The sequence below is a fragment of the Nioella aestuarii genome, assembly GCF_050896395.1.
Classification (GTDB): domain Bacteria; phylum Pseudomonadota; class Alphaproteobacteria; order Rhodobacterales; family Rhodobacteraceae; genus Nioella; species Nioella aestuarii.
Genome location: NZ_JBPBBA010000015.1, coordinates 1 through 23,211, shown reverse-complemented (window position 1 = coordinate 23,211; position 23,211 = coordinate 1). Strand labels below are relative to the sequence as shown.

Genomic DNA, 23,211 nt, shown 5'->3' with positions numbered 1-23,211 from the left:
GTGCCCTCCTAGCCGGTTGCATGGAACACCTTGCCAAGAGCGGCGGGCGCATTCAATGCAGCACGGCTTTTATCCGAGGACATGATTACAAGAACTACGATGGTGATGACATAGGGCGACATCGCAAGGATCTCGACCGGGATGTCGATGCCAGCTGCCTGCAGGCGCAGTTGCAGCGCTGTTACGCCACCGAAGAGGTAGGCACCAAGCAGCGCGCGCCAGGGTTTCCAGCTGGCGAAAACAACCAGTGCCAGCGCGATCCAACCTGCGCCAGCGGTCATCCCGTCGACCCAGTTCTGAACCCGCACCACCGACAGGAACGCGCCGCCAAGGCCTGCGCAGGCCCCGCCAAACATGATTGCCATAAGGCGGATGCGGATCACCTTGTAGCCAAGCGCATGGGCGGCGTCATGGTTTTCGCCCACGGCACGGATGATCAGGCCCATCTTGGTGTAGCCAAGCACATACCAAACCGCTGCAACCAGCAGGACGGAAAGATAGGTGATCATCGAATGGCCGAATAGGATCGGACCGATTACCGGGATCTCGGCCATCGCGGCCGGGAACGGGTCGGTCACGACCGGCGGCGTCGATCCAGGATAGCCAACACCCAGAAGGGCAGACAGGCCAAGCCCGAACAAGGTTAGAGCAAGCCCCGTCGCAACCTGGTTGGACAGCAGCAATTGGGTCAGGACCCCGAAAATCAGGGATAGCGCAACGCCGCTGGCCATCCCGGCAAGAAAGCCAAGCGTTGGTGAGCCGGTATTGACGGCAACCACAAAGCCCATGACGGCGCCAGTCACCATCATGCCCTCGACCCCTAGGTTCAGAACGCCGGTCTTTTCGACGACGAGCTCTCCGATCGCGGCCAGCAGCACGGGGGTGGAAACGGTGATCAGTGCAACGATCAGGGTGACTGGATCGATACCCATTATGCGACCCCCTCTTTCTTGAAGCGGATACGGAAGCTCGACAACACATCGACGGCCAGCAGGAAGAACAGCAACATGCCCTGGAACGCCTGAATTGCCGGTGCGGGGATGCCCAGCATCAGCTGCGCCAGTTCACCGCCGATATAGGTCAGCGCCATCAGCAGGCCCGCAAGCAGGATGCCGATGGGATGCAGGCGGCCCAGAAAGGCCACGATGATCGCGGTAAAGCCATAGCCCACGTTGAAGTCGATGCTGATCTGACCGGCAGGGCCGGACACCTCGAACAGCCCCGCAAGCCCCGCAAGCGCACCTGACACACCCATGCACAGCACGATCAGCCTGTTGGGGTTCACCCCGGCAAAGCGGGCTGCGCGCGGTGCCTGTCCGGCCAGCTTGATTTGATAGCCCAGTAGGTGCTTGTTCAGCAGCACATAGGCGGCAATGACCGCGATGAAGGCCAATAGCACACCCCAATGCATCCCGGTGCCCGTGATCAGTTCCGGGTTGTTCATCGACTCGATGCGGCTGAGGTTGCGCGAGCCGGGGAAGCCGGACCCTTCGGGGTTGCGCAGGAAGCCCACGGCAGCAGAGGCCAGGAATTTCTCGGCCACATAGACCAATAGCAGTGACACAAGGATCTCGTTCGTGCGGAACCGGGTCTTGAGGATCGCGGGGATCATCGACCAGGCCCAACCGCCAAGCGCACCGGCAATGATCATTCCGGGGAAGATCAGCGGGCTTTCGGACGGGTAGAAGGCGAGCCCGAAAGACGCACCAGCGATGGCGCCCATGATATACTGACCCTCGGCCCCGATGTTCCAGATCCCGGCCCGGAAGCCGAGGGACAGGCCGATGGCAATCAGGATCAGTGGGCCAGCCTTGACCAGAAGCTGGGGCCGCGAATACGCGGCAAAGCTTTCGTGAAAGAGCGGATCCCAGAAGATGATGCGGATCGCCTCGAACGGGTTCTTGCCCAGTGCGGCAAACATCAACCCGCCCGCGATCATGGTCAGCACCACGGCCAGCAGCGGTGTCGCCATGGTCCACGCCTTTGACGGGGACGGTCGTTTCTCAAGCCTCAGCATGGATTGCCTCCTCGTCCAGATCATGCATGTCATGCGCCCCACCCAGCATCAGCCCGATGGTTTCCATGGTCAGGTCGCGCGTGGAGCGCACGTTCGACAGGCGGCCCTCGTTCAGGGCGGCGAAATTGTCGGACACCTCCAGCAGTTCGTCGAGATCCTGGCTGATGACGATCACGCCTGCGCCCTTCTGGGCCAGATCAAGGATCGCTTGCCGGATATCGGCGGCAGCCGAGGCATCGACACCCCAGGTCGGCTGGTTGACCACCAGAACCGTTGGGTCTTGCAGGATTTCCCGACCAATTACGAATTTCTGCAGATTCCCGCCGGACAGAGACCGGGCCAAATTGTCCGGGCCGGGCGTGCGCACGTCGAAATCGGCAATGACCTTCTCGGCATAGGCGCGCGTTGCCCCCCAGTTGATGAAGCCGCTACTTGCAAGGTTTTTGCGCTGGCGTGCGGTTAGCAGGGCATTTTCCACAAGGCTCATATCCGGCGCAGCGGCATGGCCAAGCCGTTCTTCCGGCCCGCAGAGAATGCCCATTTCGCGCCGTTCATTGGGGCCCTTGTCGCCGATCGGCTGCATGTTGAGATAGACAGTCCCCGGCGCGGTGGTGACTTCACCGGAAAGCGCGGCCAGCAACTCGTCCTGGCCGTTTCCGGCAACGCCGCCAATGCCCAGAACCTCACCCGCGCGCAGCTCGATCCCGATATTGCGCAGCGTTGTGCCGAAGGGATTCGAGGGTTCGACCGACAGGCCAGAGACCTTCAGGATGACATCGCCCAGATCGGCATTGTCGCGGGCCGGGGTGGCCAGCGATTTGCCGACCATCAGTTCCGCCATTTCCGCCGCCGACGTGTCGCGCGGCGTGCAGGTGCCCACGACCTTGCCTAGCCGCAGGATCGTTGCTTCGTCACACAGCGCCCGGATTTCTTCCAGCTTGTGGCTGATATAGAGGATCGAGGTGCCCTCGGCGGCCAGCTTGCGCAGGGTGTGGAACAGGATTTCCACTTCCTGCGGGGTCAGAACGCTGGTGGGTTCGTCCATGATCAGAAGCTTGGGATCTTGCAGAAGGCAACGGATGATCTCGACCCGCTGGCGTTCGCCCGCGGAAAGATCACCGACCAGACGATCAGGATCAAGCGGCAGGCCATAAGCCTCGCTCACATCACGAATCCGCTTGGCCAGATCGCGCTGCGGCGGCGGGTTTTCCATGCCGAGCGCGATGTTTTCAGCCACATTGAGCGCTTCGAAGAGCGAGAAGTGCTGGAACACCATGGCCACACCGGTGGACCGCGCCACACGCGGCTCTGGCGGTGCATAGGCTGCGCCCCGGAAGGTCATCGAGCCGCTATCGGGCCGCACCAGACCGTAGATCATTTTCACGAGCGTCGATTTCCCGGCGCCGTTTTCGCCAAGCAGGGCGTGAACCTCGCCCGGCATGATCTGGAAGGACACGTCGCTATTTGCGACGACACCCGGATAGGCCTTGGTAATGTTGCTGATGGATAGCAGCGGTTGGTCGGTCATGTGACGCCCTCCGGTCCTGTTCCTGAATGTGTCATGTCACTCCCCTCCCGAGTGGAGCCGCAGATTGCGGTCTGTATCTTGATGCAGGTCGGCGCGGGTGGCGTTCCTGATTAGGCTGGCGGCGACCCCCACGGCAATGGCCTGCGGGTGTTTGCCGAGCTCCGGGTTGCCGATCGGGCAGGTGATGCGTGAAATTCGGGCGTCCTGGTGGCCAAGCTGCTGCAAACGCTTGCGAAACCGGGTCCATTTGGTGGCTGATCCGATAAGGCCGCAGAAGCGGAAACCGTGGGCCAGTGCACCATGACAAAGCGCCAGGTCGATCTCGTGGCTATAGGTGAGGATCAGGTGATGTGCGTCCACGGGGGCCAGCCGAATGGCTGCCGGCATGTCAGGCGCTGGCAGGGCGGTGACGCCTTGCGGGATGTCTTCGGGGAAGCGATCCGCTGCGCTGTCGATCCATGTGATGGCGAAGTCAGGCAGAGGGGACAGCGTGGCGACAATCGCCCGCCCCACATGGCCCGCCCCCCAGATCCAGAGCGGAATGGTTGCGGCCCGGATCGGCTCCACAAACCAATCCTGAACAAGCTGTGCCTCAATCGGGCGATGACCTGCCCGTGCGGCGCGCAGATGGCCCGTCAGCTTTAGCGGCATTGCGTGGGTGGAGCCGGGCAGGGCGCGCGCATGGACAGCGCCAGTTACGCCTGCAAGGCGCGCCTCGTCCCAAACCTCGGTCAGCAATTGAACCGCCCCGCCACAGCATTGGCCCAGTCCGGGGCCAAGCGGCACCTTGTCGAAGCGATCCGAGCCGGTCAGCGCCTGACGCGCCCGCTCAACCGCCTGATACTCCAGCGCACCACCACCGATGGTGCCGGACTGGCCATCGGCCCAGACCAGCATGGCTGTACCGGTTTCGCGCGGCACCGAACCGGCACAGGCTGCAATCACGATCCGCGCAACGCGGCCATGCGCAGCGACGGCGGCGCGAAGGGCGTTCAGATCAAGGCTCATCCCCTTGCCCTCTTCACGGCGGAAAGCACCTCTTCGGCGGTCGCGGGGGCCTGCAGGTCGGCATAGTTCGGGCCGCAGGCGGCCACGGCCTCGGCCAAGGCGGACCAGACGCTGATCCCGTGCATGAAGGGCGGTTCCCCCACAGCCTTGGAGCGATAGATCGTCTCCTCGGGATTGGGTGCATCCCAAAGCGCGACGTTGAAGACGCGGGGACGGTCGGAACAGGCTGGGATCTTGTAGGTCGAGGGCGCATGGGTGCGCAGCCGTCCCTTTCCGTCCCAGACCAGTTCTTCTGTGGTCAGCCACCCCGCGCCCTGCACGAAAGCCCCTTCCACCTGACCGATATCGAGGACCGGGTTCAGGCTGCTGCCCGCGTCATGCAGGATATCGGTGCGCAGGATACGGTTTTCGCCAGTAAGCGTGTCGATGACGACCTCGGAACAGGCCGCCCCTTGCGCAAAGTAGAAGAACGGCCGTCCGCGCCCGGCGATGCGGTCCCATGCGACCTCTGGCGTTTTGTAGAAGCCCGTGGCCGACAGGCTGACCCGACCGACATAGGCGCGGTTCGCGGCCTCGTCGAAAGGGATTGCCTCGTTGCCTACATGGACCATGCCATCGGCGAACCGGACCTGTGCAGGCTTGGTCTGGTACTGCTCAGCGAAGAAGTCCGCCATCCGGTCGCGGATCGTGTCGCAGGCGGCTTTCACCGCCATACCGTTGAGGTCAGAGCCCGACGAGGCCGCAGTGGCCGACGTGTTGGGCACCTTGCCGGTATCGGTCGCGGTGATCTTGATCCGGTCGAGCGGCACGCCAAAGCGGTCAGCGGCGACCTGCGCGACCTTCTGGAATAGGCCCTGGCCCATTTCCGTGCCGCCGTGGTTCAGATGGATGGAGCCATCATTGTAGACATGCACCAGCGCGCCTGCCTGGTTGAGATGGGTCAACGTGAAGGAAATGCCGAATTTCACTGGCGTCAGGGCGATACCACGTTTCAACACCGGCTGGCTGGCGTTCCAATCCGCAATCGAGGCGCGGCGGGCGTGGTAGTCGCAGCTCTTCGCCAGTTTCGCGGTCAGCCCGTTCAGGATGAAATCCGTCACCGGCATGTGATAGGGCGTGGTCTGCTGACCGGCTTCCATCGGTTCGGGCGAATGCGCGCCGCCGAAGCGTTTTGCGCCGCCGGTGCCGGAGCTGATCTTGTGGGCAGTGCCCGCACCTTTGGCCTCGACATCGGCTTCCGGAATTGCACCCGGTTTGCCGCCCATCTCGGCGTAGTAGTTGGCCTTGCGCACCTCCAGCGGGTCGAGGCCAAGCGTGTGGGCGATATGGTCCATCACCCGCTCGATCCCCAGAACCCCCTGCGGTCCGCCAAAGCCGCGATAGGCGGTGGCGCTTTGGGTGTTGGTGCGCAACCGGTGCGAGGTGATGCGCGCGGCGGGCAGGTGATAGGCATTGTCCGCGTGAAGCATGGCGCGGTCTGCCACGGGCAGGGACAGGTCCATCGCCCATCCGCAGCGGGTCATCTGCACGAAATCGACCCCGGTCAGCTTGCCATGGGCGTCAACGCCTGCACGGTAGTCGATACGGAAGTCGTGCCGCTTGCCGGTGATCATCATGTCATCGTCGCGGTCATAGCGCATTTTCACGGGGCGCCCCGTGCGATCCGCGACCATGGCGCAGGCAATGGCCAGATGGTTGCCCTGGCTTTCCTTGCCGCCGAAGCCACCACCCATGCGCCGCACCTCGACCCGCACCGCGTTCATCGGGCGGTGGAGTGCGTGGGCGACCTTGTGTTGGATTTCGCTTGGATGCTGGGTGGAGCAATGCACCACCATGTCGCCGCCTTCCTGCGGCATGACAAGCGCGGCCTGACCTTCGAGGTAGAAATGCTCCTGCCCGCCCATTTCCAGCCGGCCTTCGATGATATGCGTGGCGCGGGCCAGGGCCGCGTCGATATCGCCCTTTTCGTAGATGCGGGGGCCGTCCTCGAACCGGGCATTCGCTGCAAGCGCCTGCTCGATGGTCAGGATGGGCTCCAGTTCCTCGTACACGACCTGCGCCAGACGCGCGGCCTTGCGGGCTGCAAGGTGGCTGGTCGCGGCCACGAGGAAGAGAGGTTGGCCGAGGTAGTGGATAGAGCCGTCCGACAGCAGCGGTTCGTCGTGGGCCGAGGGCGAGCAATCGGGGATCTCGTCGAAATCCTCACCGGCCAGTACCATCACCACACCGGGCGCGGCGCGCACGGCGTCGAGATTCATCGAGATGATCCGGCCATGGGCAATCTCGGACATGCCGAAAGCCAGATGCAGGCAGTTGGCCGGGACCGGGATGTCATCGACATAGCGGGCCTGACCGGTCACATGCAGGGGTGCCGCGTCATGGGGGAGGGATTTGTGAACGCTCATGCCGACACCTCCAGCACATTGGACAGGGTGCCCTGATCCTCGTGGAAATAGCGCAGGAGCATGTTGGCAGCAGTCTCCAGACGGTAGGCGGCAGAGGCGCGCATGTCGGTCAGTGGGGTGAAATCCTGCCCGTAGGCGGCCATCGCGGCGCGCACGGTGTCTTCCGTCCAGGGCTGGCCGACCAGCGCGGCCTCGGCATTCGATGCCCGCTTGGGGATGCCCGCCATGCCGCCATAAGCCAGTTTTGCGTCGGTCACGGTGCCGTTTTTCACAGTCACCGACAGGCAGCCACAGACAGCGGAAATATCCTGATCGAAGCGCTTGGACAGCTTGTAACAGCGCAGCCGGTCGGGCTGGGTCGGGATGGTGATGCCTTCCACGAATTCGCCAGGCGCGCGGTCCTGCTTGCCGTAATCAATGAAGAATTCTTCCAGCGCGATCGTGCGGCGGGTGTCGCCCTTGCGCAGATGAAGCTCCGCTCCAAGCGCGATCAGCGCGGGGGGCGCGTCCCCAATGGGCGACCCATTGGCGATGTTGCCGCCGATGGTGGCGGCGTTCCTGACTTGCGTAGAGGCAAACCGGCGCAGCATTTCGGCAAACGAGGGATGGCGAGATGCAATGGCAGCATGAAGATCCGTGAGAGACACCATCGCGCCCACACGCATCCCGGACGCATCTTCCGAGATGGTTTTCAGATCCGCGCACCCGCCGAGAAAAGCCACTGGCGCAAGATCACGCAGCATCTTTGTGAACCAGAGCCCCACATCCGTAGCCCCGGCGATGAGCGTGGCATCGGGGTTGGCTTCGAACCATGCGGCCAGTTCATCGCTGCTTGACGGCGCAAAGGTAAGCGGGGCGGCTTCGAGAGAGGCCACCGCCGCGCGGTCGGTCTGCATCCAGTCCGGCACCGGTTGGGACGCAGCAGCCTCCGCGGCCCGTATGATCGGGGCGTAGCCTGTGCAGCGGCAGAGGTTCCCTGCCAGCACATCATCGAATTTAGTGTCTTCATTGGTGTGGGCCGCTGCCAGAGTGGCCACGATGCCGGGCGTGCAGAACCCGCATTGCGATCCGTGATGCTCCACCATCGCGGTCTGAACCGGGTGCATCTGACCGTCGGGGCCGGAAATGCCCTCGACCGTGCGCACTGCCTTGCCGTTCAGCTGCGGCAGAAACAGGATGCAGCCGTTGACGGCCTTGGACCCGTCCGCGTCGGTGACAACCACGGTGCAGGCACCACAATCGCCCTCATTGCAGCCTTCCTTGGTTCCGGTAAGGCCCTGTGTCTCGCGCAGCCAATCCAACAATGTCCGGGTAGACGGCTGATCCGAGACCCGGACCGGCGCGCCATTGAGGAGGAAAACAACCTCGTCTGTCATTCAAATCTCTTGTCGCGGTCTGGTCGGAGGGACGTTGCCCTCATCTGCGCTGGCCCGATGCGACGTAAAGCCATTGCGCCTTCCCTGTTGCGTCCTCAGGAAAGCGGCTTTTTCTCTCTGTGGCAAGCGATGCGGCACTGATGCGGGCGAAAGGACTTTCAAGAAATGCACAATAATGCGTTCTATTCACGGGATGTGGGTGAAAATTGAACGCTTTGACAACAGGAAGGTCACAGCGGAATCATTGAGAGGAACTCTGCAACTGCCGTGACGGCGGGGCTGACGGAGAGAATCGTGTTGTGATCGCCCCGGTCGAAGATACGGATATCCGCGTTCGGCCAGAGCTTGCCAAGCTCTTCGGCATTCTCAACCGGTGCGGCCCAATCTGCCTTAGCGTGGATCACCATCAGCGGTTCACCGCGTCTGGTCGCAATGTGGTGCCACGGCGTATTCAGCGGATACGGTGCGCCAAGCGAGCCGACCGACGCGATGAAATGGTCCAGCGTCTTTCCCTTCAGCCCATATTGAACCCCGCTTGTGCGGACCAGGTGCGGCAGGTCGAGCGAGGCGGAAATCAATGCCACGCTGCCCACGTCGCGCCCCTCATCGAGACAGTGTAGCAACCCGTTGCCGCTGACGCAGTGGGTGGCCACAGAATCATAAGGGCCAAACAGATCCAAAGCGGCGCCGATGGCGCCGACGATACGGTCAACTCCACAGATTTCCGGCTGCTGATCCAGATGACCGGGCAACACCAGGACATCGACCGCTGCATTGCGAACTCGCAGCGCCTTCAGGATGCGCGCGAATTGCCTTGGATGACCGTCATGTCCATGGGCGAGCAGAACCCGTGCATACGGCCGCGTCGGGTCTGGAGCTGCGTGGCGCAGCACTGCCCCTCCGGTGCCAAGTTCGACCAAAGTGATATCTGGCGAGGCGGCAATTTTCGCGCGGTCCACGAAGGAGGTGGAGCTCAGGAAACGGCGGGCAAGCAGCCGTGCGGTCAGTCGCGGGAAAAGTCCGGCGGCTAGATGCAGGACGCGCCGACGTAAGCTGTCTGGGCCGGGAACGTCCGGCACAGGGGCAGAAGGCCCTTGCACGCTCTCCAAAGCGGCAGAGGCGAATGCGTGAACTTCCACCGGATGTTCAGAGCCACGGGTCATCATTCCAAGCAGCAGAGCACCCTGGTTGCGCCAAGGCAAGTTTGAAGATGTTAATGTTTCCAGGCTGGAAACCTTGTGGGGGCAAATCGGTATCTGTTCCTAGAATGACCCCAAAAAACCGGACGATTGATGGCTGACGGAAATCTGCATCTAGGAAGCCAAGCTCAATTCCCTCCGCAAGATTGGCACGATACAGTCCTACCATGAGCAGCGCCCCCCGATTCATTCATCTCCGCCTTCACACCGAATATTCCCTACTGGAAGGGGCCGTTCCGGTTAAGAAGCTGGCCGGTATGTGCGCAGGCGCCGGGATGCCCGCCGTTGCAGTGACCGAGACCAACAACATGTTCTCGGCCCTGCAATTTTCGGAGCTGGCGGCGGGCGCCGGGGTGCAACCAATTATCGGTTGTCAGCTCAGCCTTGATTACGACCCGCCGCAGCCGGGTGAGAAACCGCGCCCATCTGCGCCCGTGGTGCTGCTGGCCCAGAACCGGACGGGCTATGAGCATCTTATGAAGCTCAACTCCTGTCTCTACCTGCGTGGCGATGGCAGCTTGCCCCACGTGACGTTGGAGGAGCTTGCCGCCCACTCCGATGGCCTGATCTGCCTGACTGGTGGCCCCGATGGCCCAATCGGGCGCTTCCTGCGCAACGGCCAGCGGCCCAAGGCCGAGGCGCTGATGGCGCGGATGAAGGGCATCTATGGCGACCGGCTTTATGTTGAGCTGCAGCGCCACCCCGGCGAAGGCGGCTTGCCCGAGGCGGAGCGCCTGTCAGAACAGGGCCATGTGGAAATGGCCTATGCGATGGACCTGCCGCTGGTTGCCACCAACGATGTCTATTTCCCCAAATCCAGCATGTACGAGGCGCATGACGCGCTGATCTGTATCGCGGAAGGGGCCTATGTCGATCAGCAGGAACCGCGCCGCCGCCTGACCCCGCAGCACTATTTCAAGACGCCCGAGGAAATGGCGACACTGTTCGCTGACCTTCCCGAGGCGTTGGAAAACACCATCGAGATCGCCAAGCGCTGCGCCTTCCGCGCGCGGACGCACCCGCCGATCCTGCCCAAGTTCGCCGATGACGAGGTGAGCGAGCTGCGCCGTCAGGCCAATGAAGGTCTCCAGGCGCGTCTGGCCGTGATCCCCCATGCGGTCAGCCCGGAGGAATACCAGAAGCGGCTCGATTTCGAGCTGGATATCATCGAAGGCATGGGCTTTCCGGGCTACTTCCTGATCGTGGCCGACTTCATCCACTGGGCCAAGGAACACAGCATTCCTGTGGGTCCGGGGCGGGGGTCCGGCGCCGGGTCTCTGGTGGCCTATGCGCTGACCATCACCGACCTTGATCCGTTGCGCTATTCGCTGCTCTTCGAACGCTTCCTGAACCCCGAGCGGGTTTCCATGCCCGACTTCGATATCGACTTCTGCATGGACCGCCGCGAAGAGGTGATCCGTTACGTGCAGGAGAAATACGGGCGCGACAAGGTGGGGCAGATCATCACCTTCGGCGCGCTGCTGTCCAAGGCCGCCGTGCGCGATGTTGGTCGGGTGCTGCAAATGCCATTCATGCAGGTGGATCGGCTGTCCAAGATGATCCCGGTCGAGGGCGTGAAGCCCGTCTCGATCGAAAAAGCACTGGCCGATGAACCCCGCCTGCGCGACGCCGCGCGGGAAGAGGAGGTCGTGAAGCGGCTGCTGGATTACGGTCAGCAGGTCGAGGGGCTTTTGCGCAACGCATCGACCCACGCGGCGGGCGTCGTGATCGGGGACAGGCCGCTGGATGAGCTGGTGCCACTCTACCAGGATCCGCGATCCGACATGCCCGCAACCCAATTCAACATGAAATGGGTGGAGCCAGCCGGGCTGGTGAAATTCGACTTTCTGGGTCTGAAGACCCTGACCGTCGTGCAGAACGCTATCGACCTGATCCACGGGCAGGGGCGTGACCTGCATATCGGGCCGGACGGCACACAGCTTTACGACCCGCCCGCCGGGGCAGAAAACCAGATCAACGCCATTCCGCTGGATGACGAGGCGACCTATCAGCTCTACGCCAGTGCCAAGACTGTCGCGGTGTTCCAGGTGGAAAGCTCGGGCATGATGGATGCACTTCGGCGCATGAAACCTACCTGCATCGAGGATATCGTGGCGCTTGTGGCGCTTTACCGTCCTGGTCCGATGGAAAACATCCCGACCTATTGTGAGGTCAAGAACGGGCTGAAGGAACGCGAATCCGTCCATCCGCTGATCGACCATATCCTTGAGGAAACCCAAGGCATCATCGTCTACCAGGAACAGGTGATGCAGATCGCGCAGGTCATGGCGGGCTACAGCCTCGGCGGTGCCGACCTCTTGCGCCGCGCCATGGGCAAGAAGATTGCCGAGGAGATGGCCAAGGAACGCCCCAAATTCGAAAAAGGGGCGATGGAAAACGGCGTCGACAAAAAGAAGGCGTCCGAGGTCTTCGACCTTCTGGAGAAGTTCGCGAATTACGGCTTCAACAAATCTCACGCGGCGGCCTATGCGGTGGTTAGCTACCAGACGGCGTGGCTGAAGGCGAACCACACAGTGGAATTCATGGCCGCCGTCATGAACTGCGATATCCACCTGACCGACAAGCTGAATGTCTACAAGCAGGAGGTGGACCGGCTGGGACTGGAGACCATTCCGCCTTGCGTGAACCGGTCTGCCGCGACCTTTACCGTTGATAAAGGCAGGGTGGTCTATGCGCTCGGTGGCCTCAAGAATGTCGGCGTCGAGGCGATGCGGCTGATCGAAGAAGGTCGTTCAGGGCAGCCCTTTGCGACGCTCTTCGACTTCGCCCGCCGGGTGGATCTGAAACGCGTCGGCAAGCGTCCGTTGGAAATGCTGGCGCGTGCAGGGGCATTTGACGAACTTGACCGCAACCGCCGCCGGGTCTTTGAAAGTCTGGATGCGCTGGTGGGTTACTCCGCCGCCATCCACGAACAGCGCAGTTCCAACCAGGTATCGCTCTTTGGTGAGGCGGGTGATGACCTGCCCGAACCGCGCCTGCCCAACCCCGCCGACTGGCTGCCAAATGAGCGGCTGGCGGAGGAGCATAAGGCCATCGGGTTCTACCTGTCCGGTCATCCGCTGGACGACTATATGCCGGCGCTGAAACGCAAGAAATGCATGACGCTGGAAGAGGTGGAGCAGAAGGTTCAGGGCGGGGCCTTTGTGGCGAAGATGGCGGGGTCCGTGTCCTCCCGGCAGGAACGCAAAAGCCAGCGCGGCAACCGCTTTGCCTTTGTGCAGCTGTCGGACCCGACGGGGCTTTACGAAGTCACCATGTTCTCCGAGGTGCTGGAGGCAAGCCGTGAGTTTCTGGACAGCGGCTCCAACGTGGTGATCACGGCGGATGCGACTTATGAGGGGGAACAGCTGAAACTGCTGGCCCGCACCGTGCAGCCCGTGGATGGTGTGGTGGCTGATGCGGGCGGATCGGGTTTGCGGATTTTCATCGAGGAAGACGTGGCCATCCCCGCCGTGGCGGGCCTGTTGGAGCGCGCAAAGGGAGAGGCGAAGCTGAAGGGCCGGGGGCCCGTCAGCCTGTGTCTGCTAAGCCCGGAGCTGCCCGGAGAAGTAGACGTGCTATTGGGCGAAGATTTCCCCGTGAACCCGCAGATCAAAGGCGCGTTGAAAAGCCTTGATGGGGTGCTGATGGTGGAGGAGGTTTGATCGTCATTCCAACGCCGAGAGAATGACGCTCCAATCCTGCGCCGAGCCGAGAATACGAAGATTGGTGATACCTTCCGCATCTTCCGTATAGATCACAAGATGCTGTCGCATTGGATGGATCCGAACCGGTGGTGTTGCCAGAGCGTGCAGCCGCCCCATTAGGGGAAAGGCGGCTAGCCGGTCGAAGCTCTCTAGCAGTTGATCATAGTGCCGTTCTGCTTGCGCGGGTGACCATGTGTCTGCCGAGTAGCGCCAGATTTCATCTAGATCGGCGTCGGCCTGACGAGAAATCCGATAGATGTCAGAGGCCACCGTACTTGGCCCGCATCCGCTTGCGAAACTCTTCCGGATCCCACTCTTCCGCGATCCCGCTTTCTACACCCTTGGTGATCTCCGCCTGCAGGGCCGCGAAGGCGGCGGCGCGGTCTTGGTCTTTGCGGATCAGGTCACGGACATAGTCGCTGGCATTGCCGTAGCGGCCCGAGGCAGTCTGGGCATCGACGCATTCCTTCATCTGATCGGGAAGCGAGATATTCATCGTTGCCATTCTGTGGACCTCCTGTGGAGCAAGATGGTCGCGATGGCAAAGATTGTCAAATCCCGACCGTCCGCCCCAGCACATCCAGCCCTTGCGTCTTCCAGAAATGCAGCAGGTCGATGAACACCCAGTTCTCGGCCAGCTTGTCGCCCTTACGCCGGTAGATATCGACCACCCGGAATTCACCCGGCTGACCTGTCGCGGGCATTCCCATGAACCCGCCCGTGGGCCGCGCGGTGAAGTTGGGCCAGCCGAAGAACCCGCCATAGTGTCCTTCCGCAAAACGGCAGATATGGCCGGTGCCGCTGCGGTCGGTCAGGCCCGCGCGGAAGGGGCCGGAATGCTGTTTGGCATAGCGTTCAATCGTGTAGGTCGCCCCGATCCCGGCGGGGCCCCACCAGATCATATCGTCGTGCCATGTGCGCGCCAGTTCCTCCTCCAGTGGCAGGCCGGATTGCCATTGCCCGAGATCGGAGATCATCGCGTTGATGGTGGCCAGCGTTTTTGCGCCGTCTTCGGGAGGCTGCGGCGCGAACATCAAAGCATCATGGGGCAGGGGGCCGGGCTGGACCAGCTGCGCGCCGGTTTGAACAGGGAAGGGCTGTAGCCCCGCCTGCATCATCAACGCAGGAATGTCGAAGAACATGGCGGTTTCCACGATCTTGCCATGCTCGATCCGGTGAAACGCCGCATAGCGCAGCATTGCGATTTTGCGCGTTGGCGGAATGCCAAGCCAGGCATCGTCAAAGAGCCCCATCAAATGGCCCATGGAACTGACCCAGACCGCAGCGTCTTCTCTTAGGGAATTGCGCCCTGCCATGAACACATCCATGCGCCGCTGCATCCGGGCGAGTGCGCTCTTTAGCGGGCTCCAGAACCGGTCCGCCACCGCCTCTGGCCCGGACAGTGTGTCGAACGGATGCATCCCACGCCAGATCAAATCGGGGGCGCAGAACCGCGCCATGACATCCGACGATTCGCTCGCCGTCGCAGTATCCAGGGCCGCGTAGTAGCTGCGAACGAGGTCTTTTTCGGGTTGGAAGTCCACCATGGTCTCCACCTTTAATTCAAGCACTTGCAATCAGTCTGGGGCAGTCTCGATGGCATGGCCAGAGAAAAACTGCATACGTTTGCAAAAAATCCTTGCCAAGTTGCGCTCGCCTTGTCTAGCCTTCGTGCAAACGTATGCAAAATACCTGCGGGGGGCCCGATGGCCGAAATCCAATTGCGCAACATCTCCAAGCGATGGGGCAGTTTTGTGGGCGTCGACAAGTTCGACCTGACCATTGCGGATGAGGAGTTTCTCGTGCTGCTTGGTCCCTCTGGCTGTGGCAAGACCACGACGATGCGCATGATCGCAGGGCTTGAGGACCCGTCCGAGGGCGAGATCGTGATCGGCGACCGGGTGGTCAACGATCTGGAACCCAAGGACCGCGATATCGCCATGGTGTTCCAGAGCTACGGGCTCTACCCCAACATGAATGTCTACGAAAACATCCGCTTCCCCCTGAAGGTCCGCAAGATCGACCCGGCGACCCATGAAGAACGGGTCATGCGAGCGGCGGAAATGGTAGAATTGACCGAATTCCTGCACCGCAAACCCGCGGCCCTTTCGGGCGGTCAGCGCCAGCGCGTGGCTTTGGCCCGCGCGATTGTGCGCAAGCCCAAGGTTTTCCTGATGGATGAACCGCTGTCCAATCTGGACGCCAAGTTACGGGTATCTACACGGGCGCAGATCAAGAACCTCAGCCACGAGTTGAACGTGACCACGGTCTACGTGACCCATGATCAGATCGAGGCGATGACGCTGGCCGATCGCGTGGTGGTGATGAACCACGGCGTGGTGCAGCAGGTTGGGTCTCCGACCGAGATCTATGACCGCCCAGCCAATACCTTCGTCGCCAGTTTCATCGGCAATCCGGCGATGAACCTGGTGGACGGCACCGCCGCATCCGGCAGCTTCACGGCCCCCAACACCCGGGTCGACGGGCTGGATGTGCCCGACGGTGCCGTGACACTTGGCTTTCGTGCCGAGGATGCAACCGTTGTGGCCGAGGGCGGCCAAATCTCCGGCCCGATCTACACGCTCGAGCTGTTGGGCGAGGCCACGATGGTATCGCTGCGCATTGGCGGCGCGCTTGTCAGCGCCAAGGCCGACAAATCCTTTCGGGCCGAAATCGGAGATCCGGTTTCGATCAGCATCCCGGCAGAGCATTGCCACCTGTTCGACGCGAAAACAGGGGCACGTATCGGGGGTTAACCCCCATTCCAATTCCGGCACGACAGGGTGCCGGGCCAACAGGGGTGCAGGCTTGCAAGATGCATCCAGACAACACCAACGGGAGGATCTCCATGTTTCTCAGAACACTCACGACCGCAGGGGCTGTAACCCTGCTTGCCTCTACCGCCGTCCTGGCGGAAGGCCACGGCTGCACAATCGGTGCCCGTGTCTCTATCGTCGGCAATGAATTTCCCGCCATTCAGACCGTCGGCGCAGGCGCTCAGGAATGCACCGGCGCAGAAGTGTCGACCAACCTGACCGCTGACCATCAGGAAATCAACGTGCCGGGTATGCAGGGCAACCCCGCCGAATACACCTCGGCCATTATTGCGAACTCCTCCATCGTGGCGCTGATGAATGCCGACGTGATCCGCCCGCTTGGTGATCTGGTCGAAGCGAATGGCGAGGGCCTGAACCGCAACCAGCTGATCACCATCGGCGGCGAGGTCATGGCCGTGGCCTTCATGGCGAACGCACAGCATCTGGTCTATCGCGCCGATGTGCTGGAACAGGTCGGGCTGGAGCCGCCGACCACATATGAGGAAATGCTGGCCGCTGCCGAGGCGATCCGTGCTGCGGGCATCATGGAATATCCCGTGGGCGGTGCCTATGCCGCTGGCTGGAACCTGGCGCAGGAGTTTAACAACATGTTCCTGGGCTTTGGCGGGCAGCACTTTGAGCCCGGAAGCGCCGCGCCGAACGTGAACTCGGAAGCCGGCGTTCAGGCGCTGAACATGATGCTGGCCCTGTCGGAATACATGAACCCCGACTTCCTGACCCACGATTCCAACGCCACCAACGCGGAATTCCGCGCCGGTAACGTTGCGCTGATGAACATGTGGGGCAGCCGCGCCGCGACGCTGGTCACCGCCGATGGCGTGCCGCAAGAGGTGGTGGATGGCTTTGCCATTGCCGGCCCGATGACCGTTGGTGGCGGCGATATTCCGGCCTCCACCCTGTGGTGGGACGGCTGGACCGTGGCCCGCAACATTTCGGACGAAGAGGCCGAGGCCACCTTTGTCGCGATGATGAACGGCATCCGCCCGGCGCTGATGGAAGATGAAGAGGTGCGCACGCAGGCCGTGTGGCTGATCCCCGGATATGAGCCGACCGAGGCCGCCGTGGGCGTCTTCGCCGCTGCCGAAATGGGCACCGTTCCCTATCCGATGCTGCCCTATATGGGTCTGATGCACACGGCGCTTGGCGCCGAACTGTCGGACTTCATGCAAGGCAATGAAAGCGCTGAACAGGCGCTGGCCGATGTGGAAGCCGCCTATATCGCGGCGGCCCAGGAACAGGGTTACCGCCAGTAATCCGTCCTCCCTCGCGGGGCGGAGATCCTCCTCCGCCCTGCCTTTCTCAGACCGAGTAGCCGAGCGCCATGAAACATCGCACCTTCTTCTGGTTCTTTCTGCCGACGGGCCTTGCGATGCTGCTGTTCATCGCCGCCCCCATCGTGTCGGTGGTGATGCAGTCGGTCTTCGCCCCGCTGGAGCCGGTTCTCGTTACCGTGGAAACCTGCACACCTTTCAGTTGTGTCGAGGAAACCACGATCGATCAGGCTGCCACGCGCGAATTGCGCGAGGAACGCCCACTGGGCCGGTTCGTGGGGCTGGATATCTACCTAAACCGCGGGCATCTGGCCACTGCCGAGGTGGCCGAAGCCTGGCGCAGCAGTGACAGCTTCGGTGCCTTTTTCAGCGAGTTGGGCGATCTGCCCTTCTACCGCGCCATGGGCTTTACCCTGACCTATACATTCACCGTCACGCCGCTTTTGATCATCCTTGGGCTGATGATCGCGCTGGCGGTCAACACCCTGACGCAAAAGCTAAAAGGCGTTGTCATCTTCTTCTCGCTCCTGCCGATGATCGTGACGCCGCTTGTCGGATCTCTGATCATGTTCTGGATGATCGACAACCGGGGCGTGTTGGGCAATTTAATCAGCTGGCTGGTGAATGACCCCGATCTGTCGGTCAAGGCCTCGACCCCGATGATGTGGATTGCCCTGATCGTCTATGGCGTCTGGCATTCCGCGCCGTTTGCCTTCGTCGTCTTCTATGCCGGGCTGCAAACCATGCCCGAGGACCAAATCGAAGCGGCGCAGATCGACGGGGCCAGCCGCTGGCAGCAGGTCCGCTACATCGTGGTGCCGCATCTGATGCCGCTGGTGACTTTCGTAGCGCTGATCCAGCTGATGGACAATTTTAGGGTGCTGGAGCCGATCATCGGGTTCAACGCCGCCGCACATGCACAGTCGCTAAGCTGGTTCATCCTCAATGACCTTGGCGGCGAAACGAGGCAGCTCTCTTCGGCTGCGGCCACATCGGTCATGACCATCATAGGGGTGGCGATCCTGCTCTCGCCCGTGCTGGTGCGCACCTGGCGCGACTTCAAGGGGAAAATGTAATGGCTTCGAAAGCACTCCGCGCACCCCTGCCGCTGCGCATCGCCACCAACGGATTTATCGTCTTCTGGCTGATCCTCGCGGCATTCCCGTTCCTGTGGACGCTGTGGGGATCGTTCAAGGTCGAGCTTGATTTCTTCTCGATCGCCGACTGGACCAACGCACTGACCGGATTCAACACCGAGCGCACCCATGGCAGCCCCTTCACGGGCGCGGGCTATGAAGGGGCCTGGGTGACCGAGGAATTCTGGCGCGCCGTCATCAACACCTTCATCGTGTGCTTCTTCGTGGTCTGCACCTCGCTGACTCTTGGCACATTGGGCGGATATGCCCTGTCGCGCTCTTCGTTCCGCTATACGTTCTGGCTGCTGATCATTGCGCTGATCTTTCGCGCCATGCCGCCGGTGACACTGGTCGCGGGCTATATGCTGCCCTTCTTCGAGTGGAACCTATGGGGCATTCTGCCCACGACGATCATCGTGCTGGTGGCGATCAATCAGCCCTTCACCCTGTGGATGCTGCACAGCTTCTTTCAGAACATTCCCAAGGAGCTGGATGAAAGCGCCAAGGTTGATGGTTGCACCCAGTTCCAGGCCTTCCGGCTGGTCATCGTGCCGGTGATGTGGCCGGGCGTGATCACCACTGGGCTGTTCAGCTTCCTCTTGGCCTATAACGACTTCGCCGTGACCTCGATGCTGCTGTCGGAATCCAACCGCACGATGGTGCCCGAAATCGCCGCCTTCCTGGGCACGACCTATACGGAAGGCAACGTGATGTTCGCGGTCGCCGCCGTGGTGTCCGCCACAGCGCCGCTCTTCATCCTGGTGATGTTCTTCCAGCGCCAGATCGTCAGCGGCCTGACCGCAGGGGCGGTGAAAGGATGATAGGGTATGTGACCATGCCCCGGCACGCCGCCCGCCCACCCACCCCGTCGCGCCGGGGCATGGTTGGGATGGTTCTGGCCGGTGCCGTCGCGATCCGCGCCCTTGGCCGGGACGCAAGGTTAAGCCTCGCGGCGGTACGGTCCCGAAGGCCAGGGCGCATACCCTTCGCGCTGATGCGTGCAGGGCCAGGGGGATCTTGATCCAGCCACAGACAGGACCCCATGACCGAACCCCGGATAGCCCCAAATGACCGACCAGACCCGCCAACCCTATTTCAACTTTGCCGATGCCCTAAAACACCCCGGTGATTTCGGCGCAGCGCTAGAGGGTTTCTTTCACCCCGATGCCGCGATCAACGTGGTCCATCCCCTTAATCTGTGCTCGGGCCGCGATGCCTATGCCGAAACACTAATCACCTCGCTTCAGTCGGCCTTTGAAGGACTTTACCGGCGCGATGACATCGTCATGTCAGGTGACTTCGACGGGCATCAATGGATCAGCGCGACCGGCTACTATGTCGGCCATTTTGCACGCGACTGGATCGGCATCCGCGCGCCCGAAAAACTGAGCTACCTGCGCTACGGCGAGTTTCACCGGATGGAGGATGGACAGGCCGTAGAGAGCTACATCTTCCTTGATATCCTCGAGCTGATGATCTCGTGCAATCAATGGCCGATTGCCACGGGCCCGGGCCTGACGCGCGGGCATACCGGACTGATCCAGGGACCAGCCAACCAGAACGGTATCCTGCGCGAAGCAGGCAACCCGTCTGCGGCGAAGAACAGCTACCGGATTGTCACCGACATGCTGGCGCAGCTGGCAACCGAGGATGAGGCGTGGCGCCCATACTGGCATGAAAACATGATGTGGTATGGCCCGGGCGCCTTTGGATCCTTTGTCGGAATCGAACAGTTCGCCAGCTTCCAGGTGCCGTTTGAAAGCCAATTCGAGGGCTGGTCCGGTGGGTCGTCCTACAACGGGATGACACGCCATTTCACCCGCTTCGGCGATGGCAATTACACTTGCTCAGGCGGCTGGCCCTCTCTGACTGGCGTGAATGTGAAACCCTTCCTTGAACAGCCAGTCTCGAACGAGCGCATCTTCTTCCGCGTCTGCGACTGGTGGCGGCGCGAAGGCGATCTGCTGGTCGAGAACTGGGTGTTCGTGGATGTGCCGCACGCGCTGAAGCAACTTGGCAAAGACCTGTTCGCAGAGATCGGGGCCAAGGCGGCCTGACACAGATAGGGGACCGCGCGACATGCGGCCCTGACCGAGAACCGAGGACGAGACAATGACGATCGACTATCTCAAGCGAGGCAAACCGGCATCCGAGCGCGCCGAGGACGACGCCAAAACACGCACCGTTGTAGAGGCTACACTGGCCGATATCGAAGCGCGCGGGGACGCGGCTGTGCGGGAATTGTCGGAGAAGTTCGACGGCTACTCACCCGCCAGCTACCGGCTGTCCCAGGCAGAGATCGACGCGCTGATCGGCGAGTTGTCTGACCGGGAACTGGCTGACATCAAGTTCGCCCAGGAACAGGTGGTGAAGTTCGCGCAGGCGCAGCGCGCCTCGATGCTGGATATCGAGGTGGAAACGCTGCCGGGCGTGATCCTGGGCCACAAGAACATTCCCGTGCAATCGGTCGGTTGCTACGTCCCCGGCGGCAAATTCCCGATGGTGGCCTCGGCGCATATGTCGGTGGCGACGGCATCGGTCGCTGGCGTGCCGCGCATCGTGGCCTGCACGCCCCCCTGGCAGGGCAAGCCCAACCCCGCAGTCATTGCCGCCATGCATCTGGGCGGTGCGCATGAGATCTATGTGCTTGGTGGTATCCAGGCCGTGGGAGCCATGGCCATCGGCACTGAAACGATAGAGCCCGTGCATATGCTGGTCGGCCCCGGCAACGCCTTCGTGGCCGAAGCCAAGCGACAGCTGTTCGGCCGCGTCGGCATCGACCTTTTCGCAGGCCCGACTGAAACCATGGTGATCGCAGATGACACCGTGGACGGAGAGCTTTGCGCGACTGATCTGCTTGGTCAGGCCGAGCATGGCTACAACTCTCCCGCTGTGCTGGTGACCAACTCCCGCAAATTGGCCGAAGAAACACTGTCCGAAATCGACCGGTTGCTGCAGATCCTGCCGACGGCGGATACCGCCCGCGTCAGCTGGGAGGAGTATGGCGAGGTGATCCTGTGCGACAGCTATGACGAGATGCTGGCCGTCGCCGATGACATTGCGTCAGAGCATGTGCAGGTGATGACCGACCGCGACGACTGGTTCCTCGACAACATGACCTGCTATGGCGCGTTGTTCCTGGGTGCACGCACCAACGTGGCCAATGGCGACAAGGTGATCGGCACCAACCACACGCTGCCCACCAAGAAGGCCGGGCGCTATACCGGTGGGCTCTGGGTCGGCAAGTTCCTGAAAACCCATAGCTATCAGAAGGTTGCCACCGATGAGGCCGCGACCATGATCGGCGAATACGGCTCGCGCCTGTGTATGTTGGAGGGCTTTGTCGGTCATGCCGAACAATGCAATATCCGGGTGCGCCGCTATGGCGGGGTGAATGTGCCCTATGGCGAAGGTGCGCCCCATAGGGAGGCGGCAGAGTGATCGGAACGCGGGAAGGGCGCTTCGAAGCGCCTTCAAAAAGCGGTTTTGAAACCGCTTCCCACGCGATTTGCAAATCGCGTCTTGCATGGCCCTTCGAAGGGCCATCCCGCGCCCGTGCCGAAAGAGGGCGCCATGCCTGACCGAACCGCCGCGCTCAAATCTGTTCTGGCCCCGATCCGGGCCGCGATGGCACAGTTTTCCACGGAACCGGTTCGCGACGCCTTGGCGAGCATCGCCGCACAGTCCACGGCCCGTCTGTGCCACCCGTTCGGCGATCTGACGGGCGGTGCGGCGCTCTATGACACTGCCTATGCGCCGCTTCTGGCCGCCATGCCCGACCTCGAACGTCGCGATATGATTGTCATGGCGGGCACCACGCCCGAAGGGCAGGACTGGGTCGGCTGCATGGGCAATTACATGGGCACGTTCCGCGCGCCCTTCCTCGGCATCCCGCCCACGGGCCACGTTGCCCATATGCGCTATCACGAGTTCTTCCGCATCGAAGGCGGTCAGATCACCGAGATACAGGCGATCTGGGACATCCCCGAACTGATGATGCAGGCCCGTGCCTGGCCCATGGCGCCGCAGCTTGGCGCCTTCCTCTGCACGCCTGCACCCATGTCAGGCGATGGCCTATCCATCCAAGGCTGCGGGCAGGCGGCGATGGATCACGTCATCGCCATGCTGACGGATCTGTGCAAATACCCCGCCAATCCCGACCCCGAGATCATGCGCCTCGACCGTTACTGGCACCCGCAGATGAACTGGTATGGCCCCGCCGGGATCGGCACCGCGCGCGGCATTTCCGGCTTTCGCACCTGGCACCAGGGGCCGTTCCTGCGCGGGATGCCTGACCGCAAGCTCGACGCTATGGGCGATCTCATGTCCCACTGGGTGGGCGAGGGTGACTATGTCTGCGAAACCGGCTGGCCCAATATGCGCCTGACCCTCTCGGGCGACGGCTGGATGGGGATCGCGCCTACGGGCACCGAGATTCTCTTGCGCAGCCTCGATTTCTGGCGTCTGGAAGGTGGTCTGATCCGCGAAAACTGGGTCCTTGTGGACATTCTCGACGCCTACCGGCAGCTTGGGGTGGATGTGCTGGGGCGGATGCGGGAATTCAACAAGGCCCGGGTCCCCGGCACCATCCCCGAACCGGATTGGAGAGACGCATGACCCTACCCCGCACCCCCTCGTTCCGCCTCGACGGTAAGCGCGCATTGGTGACCGGGGCGTCCTCGGGCATCGGGCTGGCGGCTGCCGTGGCGCTGGCAGAGGCGGGGGCG

At 62.1% G+C, this 23,211-nt stretch carries 19 protein-coding genes and 1 pseudogene; 9 read left to right on the top strand and 11 right to left on the bottom strand.

Going from position 1 to position 23,211, the window contains the following annotated elements; all coding sequences use genetic code 11:
* Nucleotides 1–8 precede the first annotated feature (8 nt).
* The 8 genes from ACROHD_RS10435 to ACROHD_RS10400 all read right to left on the bottom strand — a co-directional run bounded on the left by ACROHD_RS10435 (nt 9) and on the right by ACROHD_RS10400 (nt 9,702).
* On the bottom strand, nt 9–932 hold the full coding sequence (locus ACROHD_RS10435; RefSeq protein ID WP_432677697.1) for an ABC transporter permease: 924 nt from the start codon (nt 930–932) through the stop codon (nt 9–11).
* Entirely contained in the window at nt 932–2,017 is a 1,086-nt protein-coding gene (locus ACROHD_RS10430; RefSeq protein ID WP_432677696.1) for an ABC transporter permease, read from the bottom strand. Before ACROHD_RS10430 ends, ACROHD_RS10435 begins: the two co-directional genes overlap by 1 nt.
* Nucleotides 2,004–3,545 (bottom strand): ABC transporter ATP-binding protein, encoded by a 1,542-nt coding sequence (locus tag ACROHD_RS10425; protein WP_432677695.1) that lies wholly within the window; start codon nt 3,543–3,545, stop codon nt 2,004–2,006. Before ACROHD_RS10425 ends, ACROHD_RS10430 begins: the two co-directional genes overlap by 14 nt.
* Nucleotides 3,546–3,581: 36 nt before the next feature.
* Entirely contained in the window at nt 3,582–4,553 is a 972-nt protein-coding gene (gene xdhC / locus ACROHD_RS10420; RefSeq protein ID WP_432677694.1) for a xanthine dehydrogenase accessory protein XdhC, read from the bottom strand.
* Nucleotides 4,550–6,958 carry a xanthine dehydrogenase molybdopterin binding subunit gene (xdhB, locus tag ACROHD_RS10415; RefSeq protein ID WP_432677692.1) on the bottom strand — a complete coding sequence of 803 codons (2,409 nt, stop codon included), beginning with the start codon at nt 6,956–6,958 and terminating at the stop codon, nt 4,550–4,552. Before xdhB ends, xdhC begins: the two co-directional genes overlap by 4 nt.
* Nucleotides 6,955–8,334 carry a xanthine dehydrogenase small subunit gene (xdhA, locus tag ACROHD_RS10410; protein WP_432677691.1) on the bottom strand — a complete coding sequence of 460 codons (1,380 nt, stop codon included), beginning with the start codon at nt 8,332–8,334 and terminating at the stop codon, nt 6,955–6,957. Before xdhA ends, xdhB begins: the two co-directional genes overlap by 4 nt.
* A gap of 230 nt (nt 8,335–8,564) precedes the next feature.
* A complete protein-coding gene (locus ACROHD_RS10405; protein WP_432677690.1) occupies nt 8,565–9,497 on the bottom strand; it encodes an alpha/beta fold hydrolase in 933 nt (310 codons plus the stop codon).
* Nucleotides 9,481–9,702 (bottom strand): hypothetical protein, encoded by a 222-nt coding sequence (locus tag ACROHD_RS10400; protein WP_432677689.1) that lies wholly within the window; start codon nt 9,700–9,702, stop codon nt 9,481–9,483. The genes ACROHD_RS10405 and ACROHD_RS10400 overlap by 17 nt, the downstream gene beginning before the upstream one ends.
* Between ACROHD_RS10400 and dnaE the strand changes: the two genes are divergently transcribed.
* Nucleotides 9,701–13,198 carry a DNA polymerase III subunit alpha gene (dnaE, locus tag ACROHD_RS10395; protein WP_432677688.1) on the top strand — a complete coding sequence of 1,166 codons (3,498 nt, stop codon included), beginning with the start codon at nt 9,701–9,703 and terminating at the stop codon, nt 13,196–13,198. The genes ACROHD_RS10400 and dnaE overlap by 2 nt on opposite strands.
* A 3-nt stretch (nt 13,199–13,201) precedes the next feature.
* Here the strand turns inward: dnaE and ACROHD_RS10390 are convergent, their stop codons facing one another.
* The 3 genes from ACROHD_RS10390 to ACROHD_RS10380 are packed head-to-tail and all read right to left on the bottom strand — an operon-like array spanning nt 13,202 to nt 14,787.
* Nucleotides 13,202–13,510 carry a type II toxin-antitoxin system RelE/ParE family toxin gene (locus ACROHD_RS10390; RefSeq protein ID WP_432677687.1) on the bottom strand — a complete coding sequence of 103 codons (309 nt, stop codon included), beginning with the start codon at nt 13,508–13,510 and terminating at the stop codon, nt 13,202–13,204.
* A complete protein-coding gene (locus ACROHD_RS10385) occupies nt 13,500–13,745 on the bottom strand; it encodes a type II toxin-antitoxin system ParD family antitoxin (RefSeq protein WP_432677686.1) in 246 nt (81 codons plus the stop codon). Before ACROHD_RS10385 ends, ACROHD_RS10390 begins: the two co-directional genes overlap by 11 nt.
* 46 nt (nt 13,746–13,791) lie before the next feature.
* The gene (locus ACROHD_RS10380; RefSeq protein ID WP_432677771.1) at nt 13,792–14,787 is read right to left on the bottom strand and encodes a nuclear transport factor 2 family protein; all 996 of its coding nucleotides are present in this window, start codon (nt 14,785–14,787) and stop codon (nt 13,792–13,794) included.
* 159 nt (nt 14,788–14,946) lie between these two features.
* Here ACROHD_RS10380 and ACROHD_RS10375 point away from each other — a divergent pair, with 159 nt between their 5' ends.
* From ACROHD_RS10375 to ACROHD_RS10340, 8 genes and pseudogenes are all read left to right on the top strand, one after another.
* Nucleotides 14,947–15,996, top strand: coding sequence for an ABC transporter ATP-binding protein (locus tag ACROHD_RS10375; protein ID WP_432677684.1), 1,050 nt, complete (start codon nt 14,947–14,949; stop codon nt 15,994–15,996).
* Between the two features lie 92 nt (nt 15,997–16,088).
* Nucleotides 16,089–17,330, top strand: coding sequence for an ABC transporter substrate-binding protein (locus ACROHD_RS10370; protein WP_432677682.1), 1,242 nt, complete (start codon nt 16,089–16,091; stop codon nt 17,328–17,330).
* Nucleotides 17,331–17,398: 68 nt separating this feature from the next.
* Entirely contained in the window at nt 17,399–18,424 is a 1,026-nt protein-coding gene (locus tag ACROHD_RS10365; protein WP_432677681.1) for a carbohydrate ABC transporter permease, read from the top strand.
* Nucleotides 18,424–19,305, top strand: a complete 882-nt coding sequence (locus ACROHD_RS10360) for a carbohydrate ABC transporter permease (protein WP_432677680.1) — start codon at nt 18,424–18,426, stop codon at nt 19,303–19,305. Before ACROHD_RS10365 ends, ACROHD_RS10360 begins: the two co-directional genes overlap by 1 nt.
* Nucleotides 19,306–19,551: 246 nt before the next feature.
* Nucleotides 19,552–20,541 (top strand): hypothetical protein, encoded by a 990-nt coding sequence (locus tag ACROHD_RS10355; RefSeq protein WP_432677679.1) that lies wholly within the window; start codon nt 19,552–19,554, stop codon nt 20,539–20,541.
* A 55-nt stretch (nt 20,542–20,596) separates the two neighbouring features.
* Nucleotides 20,597–21,925, top strand: coding sequence for a histidinol dehydrogenase (hisD, locus tag ACROHD_RS10350; protein WP_432677677.1), 1,329 nt, complete (start codon nt 20,597–20,599; stop codon nt 21,923–21,925).
* 132 nt (nt 21,926–22,057) lie between these two features.
* Nucleotides 22,058–23,101 (top strand): ester cyclase, encoded by a 1,044-nt coding sequence (locus tag ACROHD_RS10345; RefSeq protein ID WP_432677676.1) that lies wholly within the window; start codon nt 22,058–22,060, stop codon nt 23,099–23,101.
* Nucleotides 23,098–23,211 (top strand): annotated as a pseudogene (locus ACROHD_RS10340) (3-oxoacyl-ACP reductase); the annotation flags it as partial. The gene ACROHD_RS10345 and the pseudogene ACROHD_RS10340, both read left to right, overlap by 4 nt.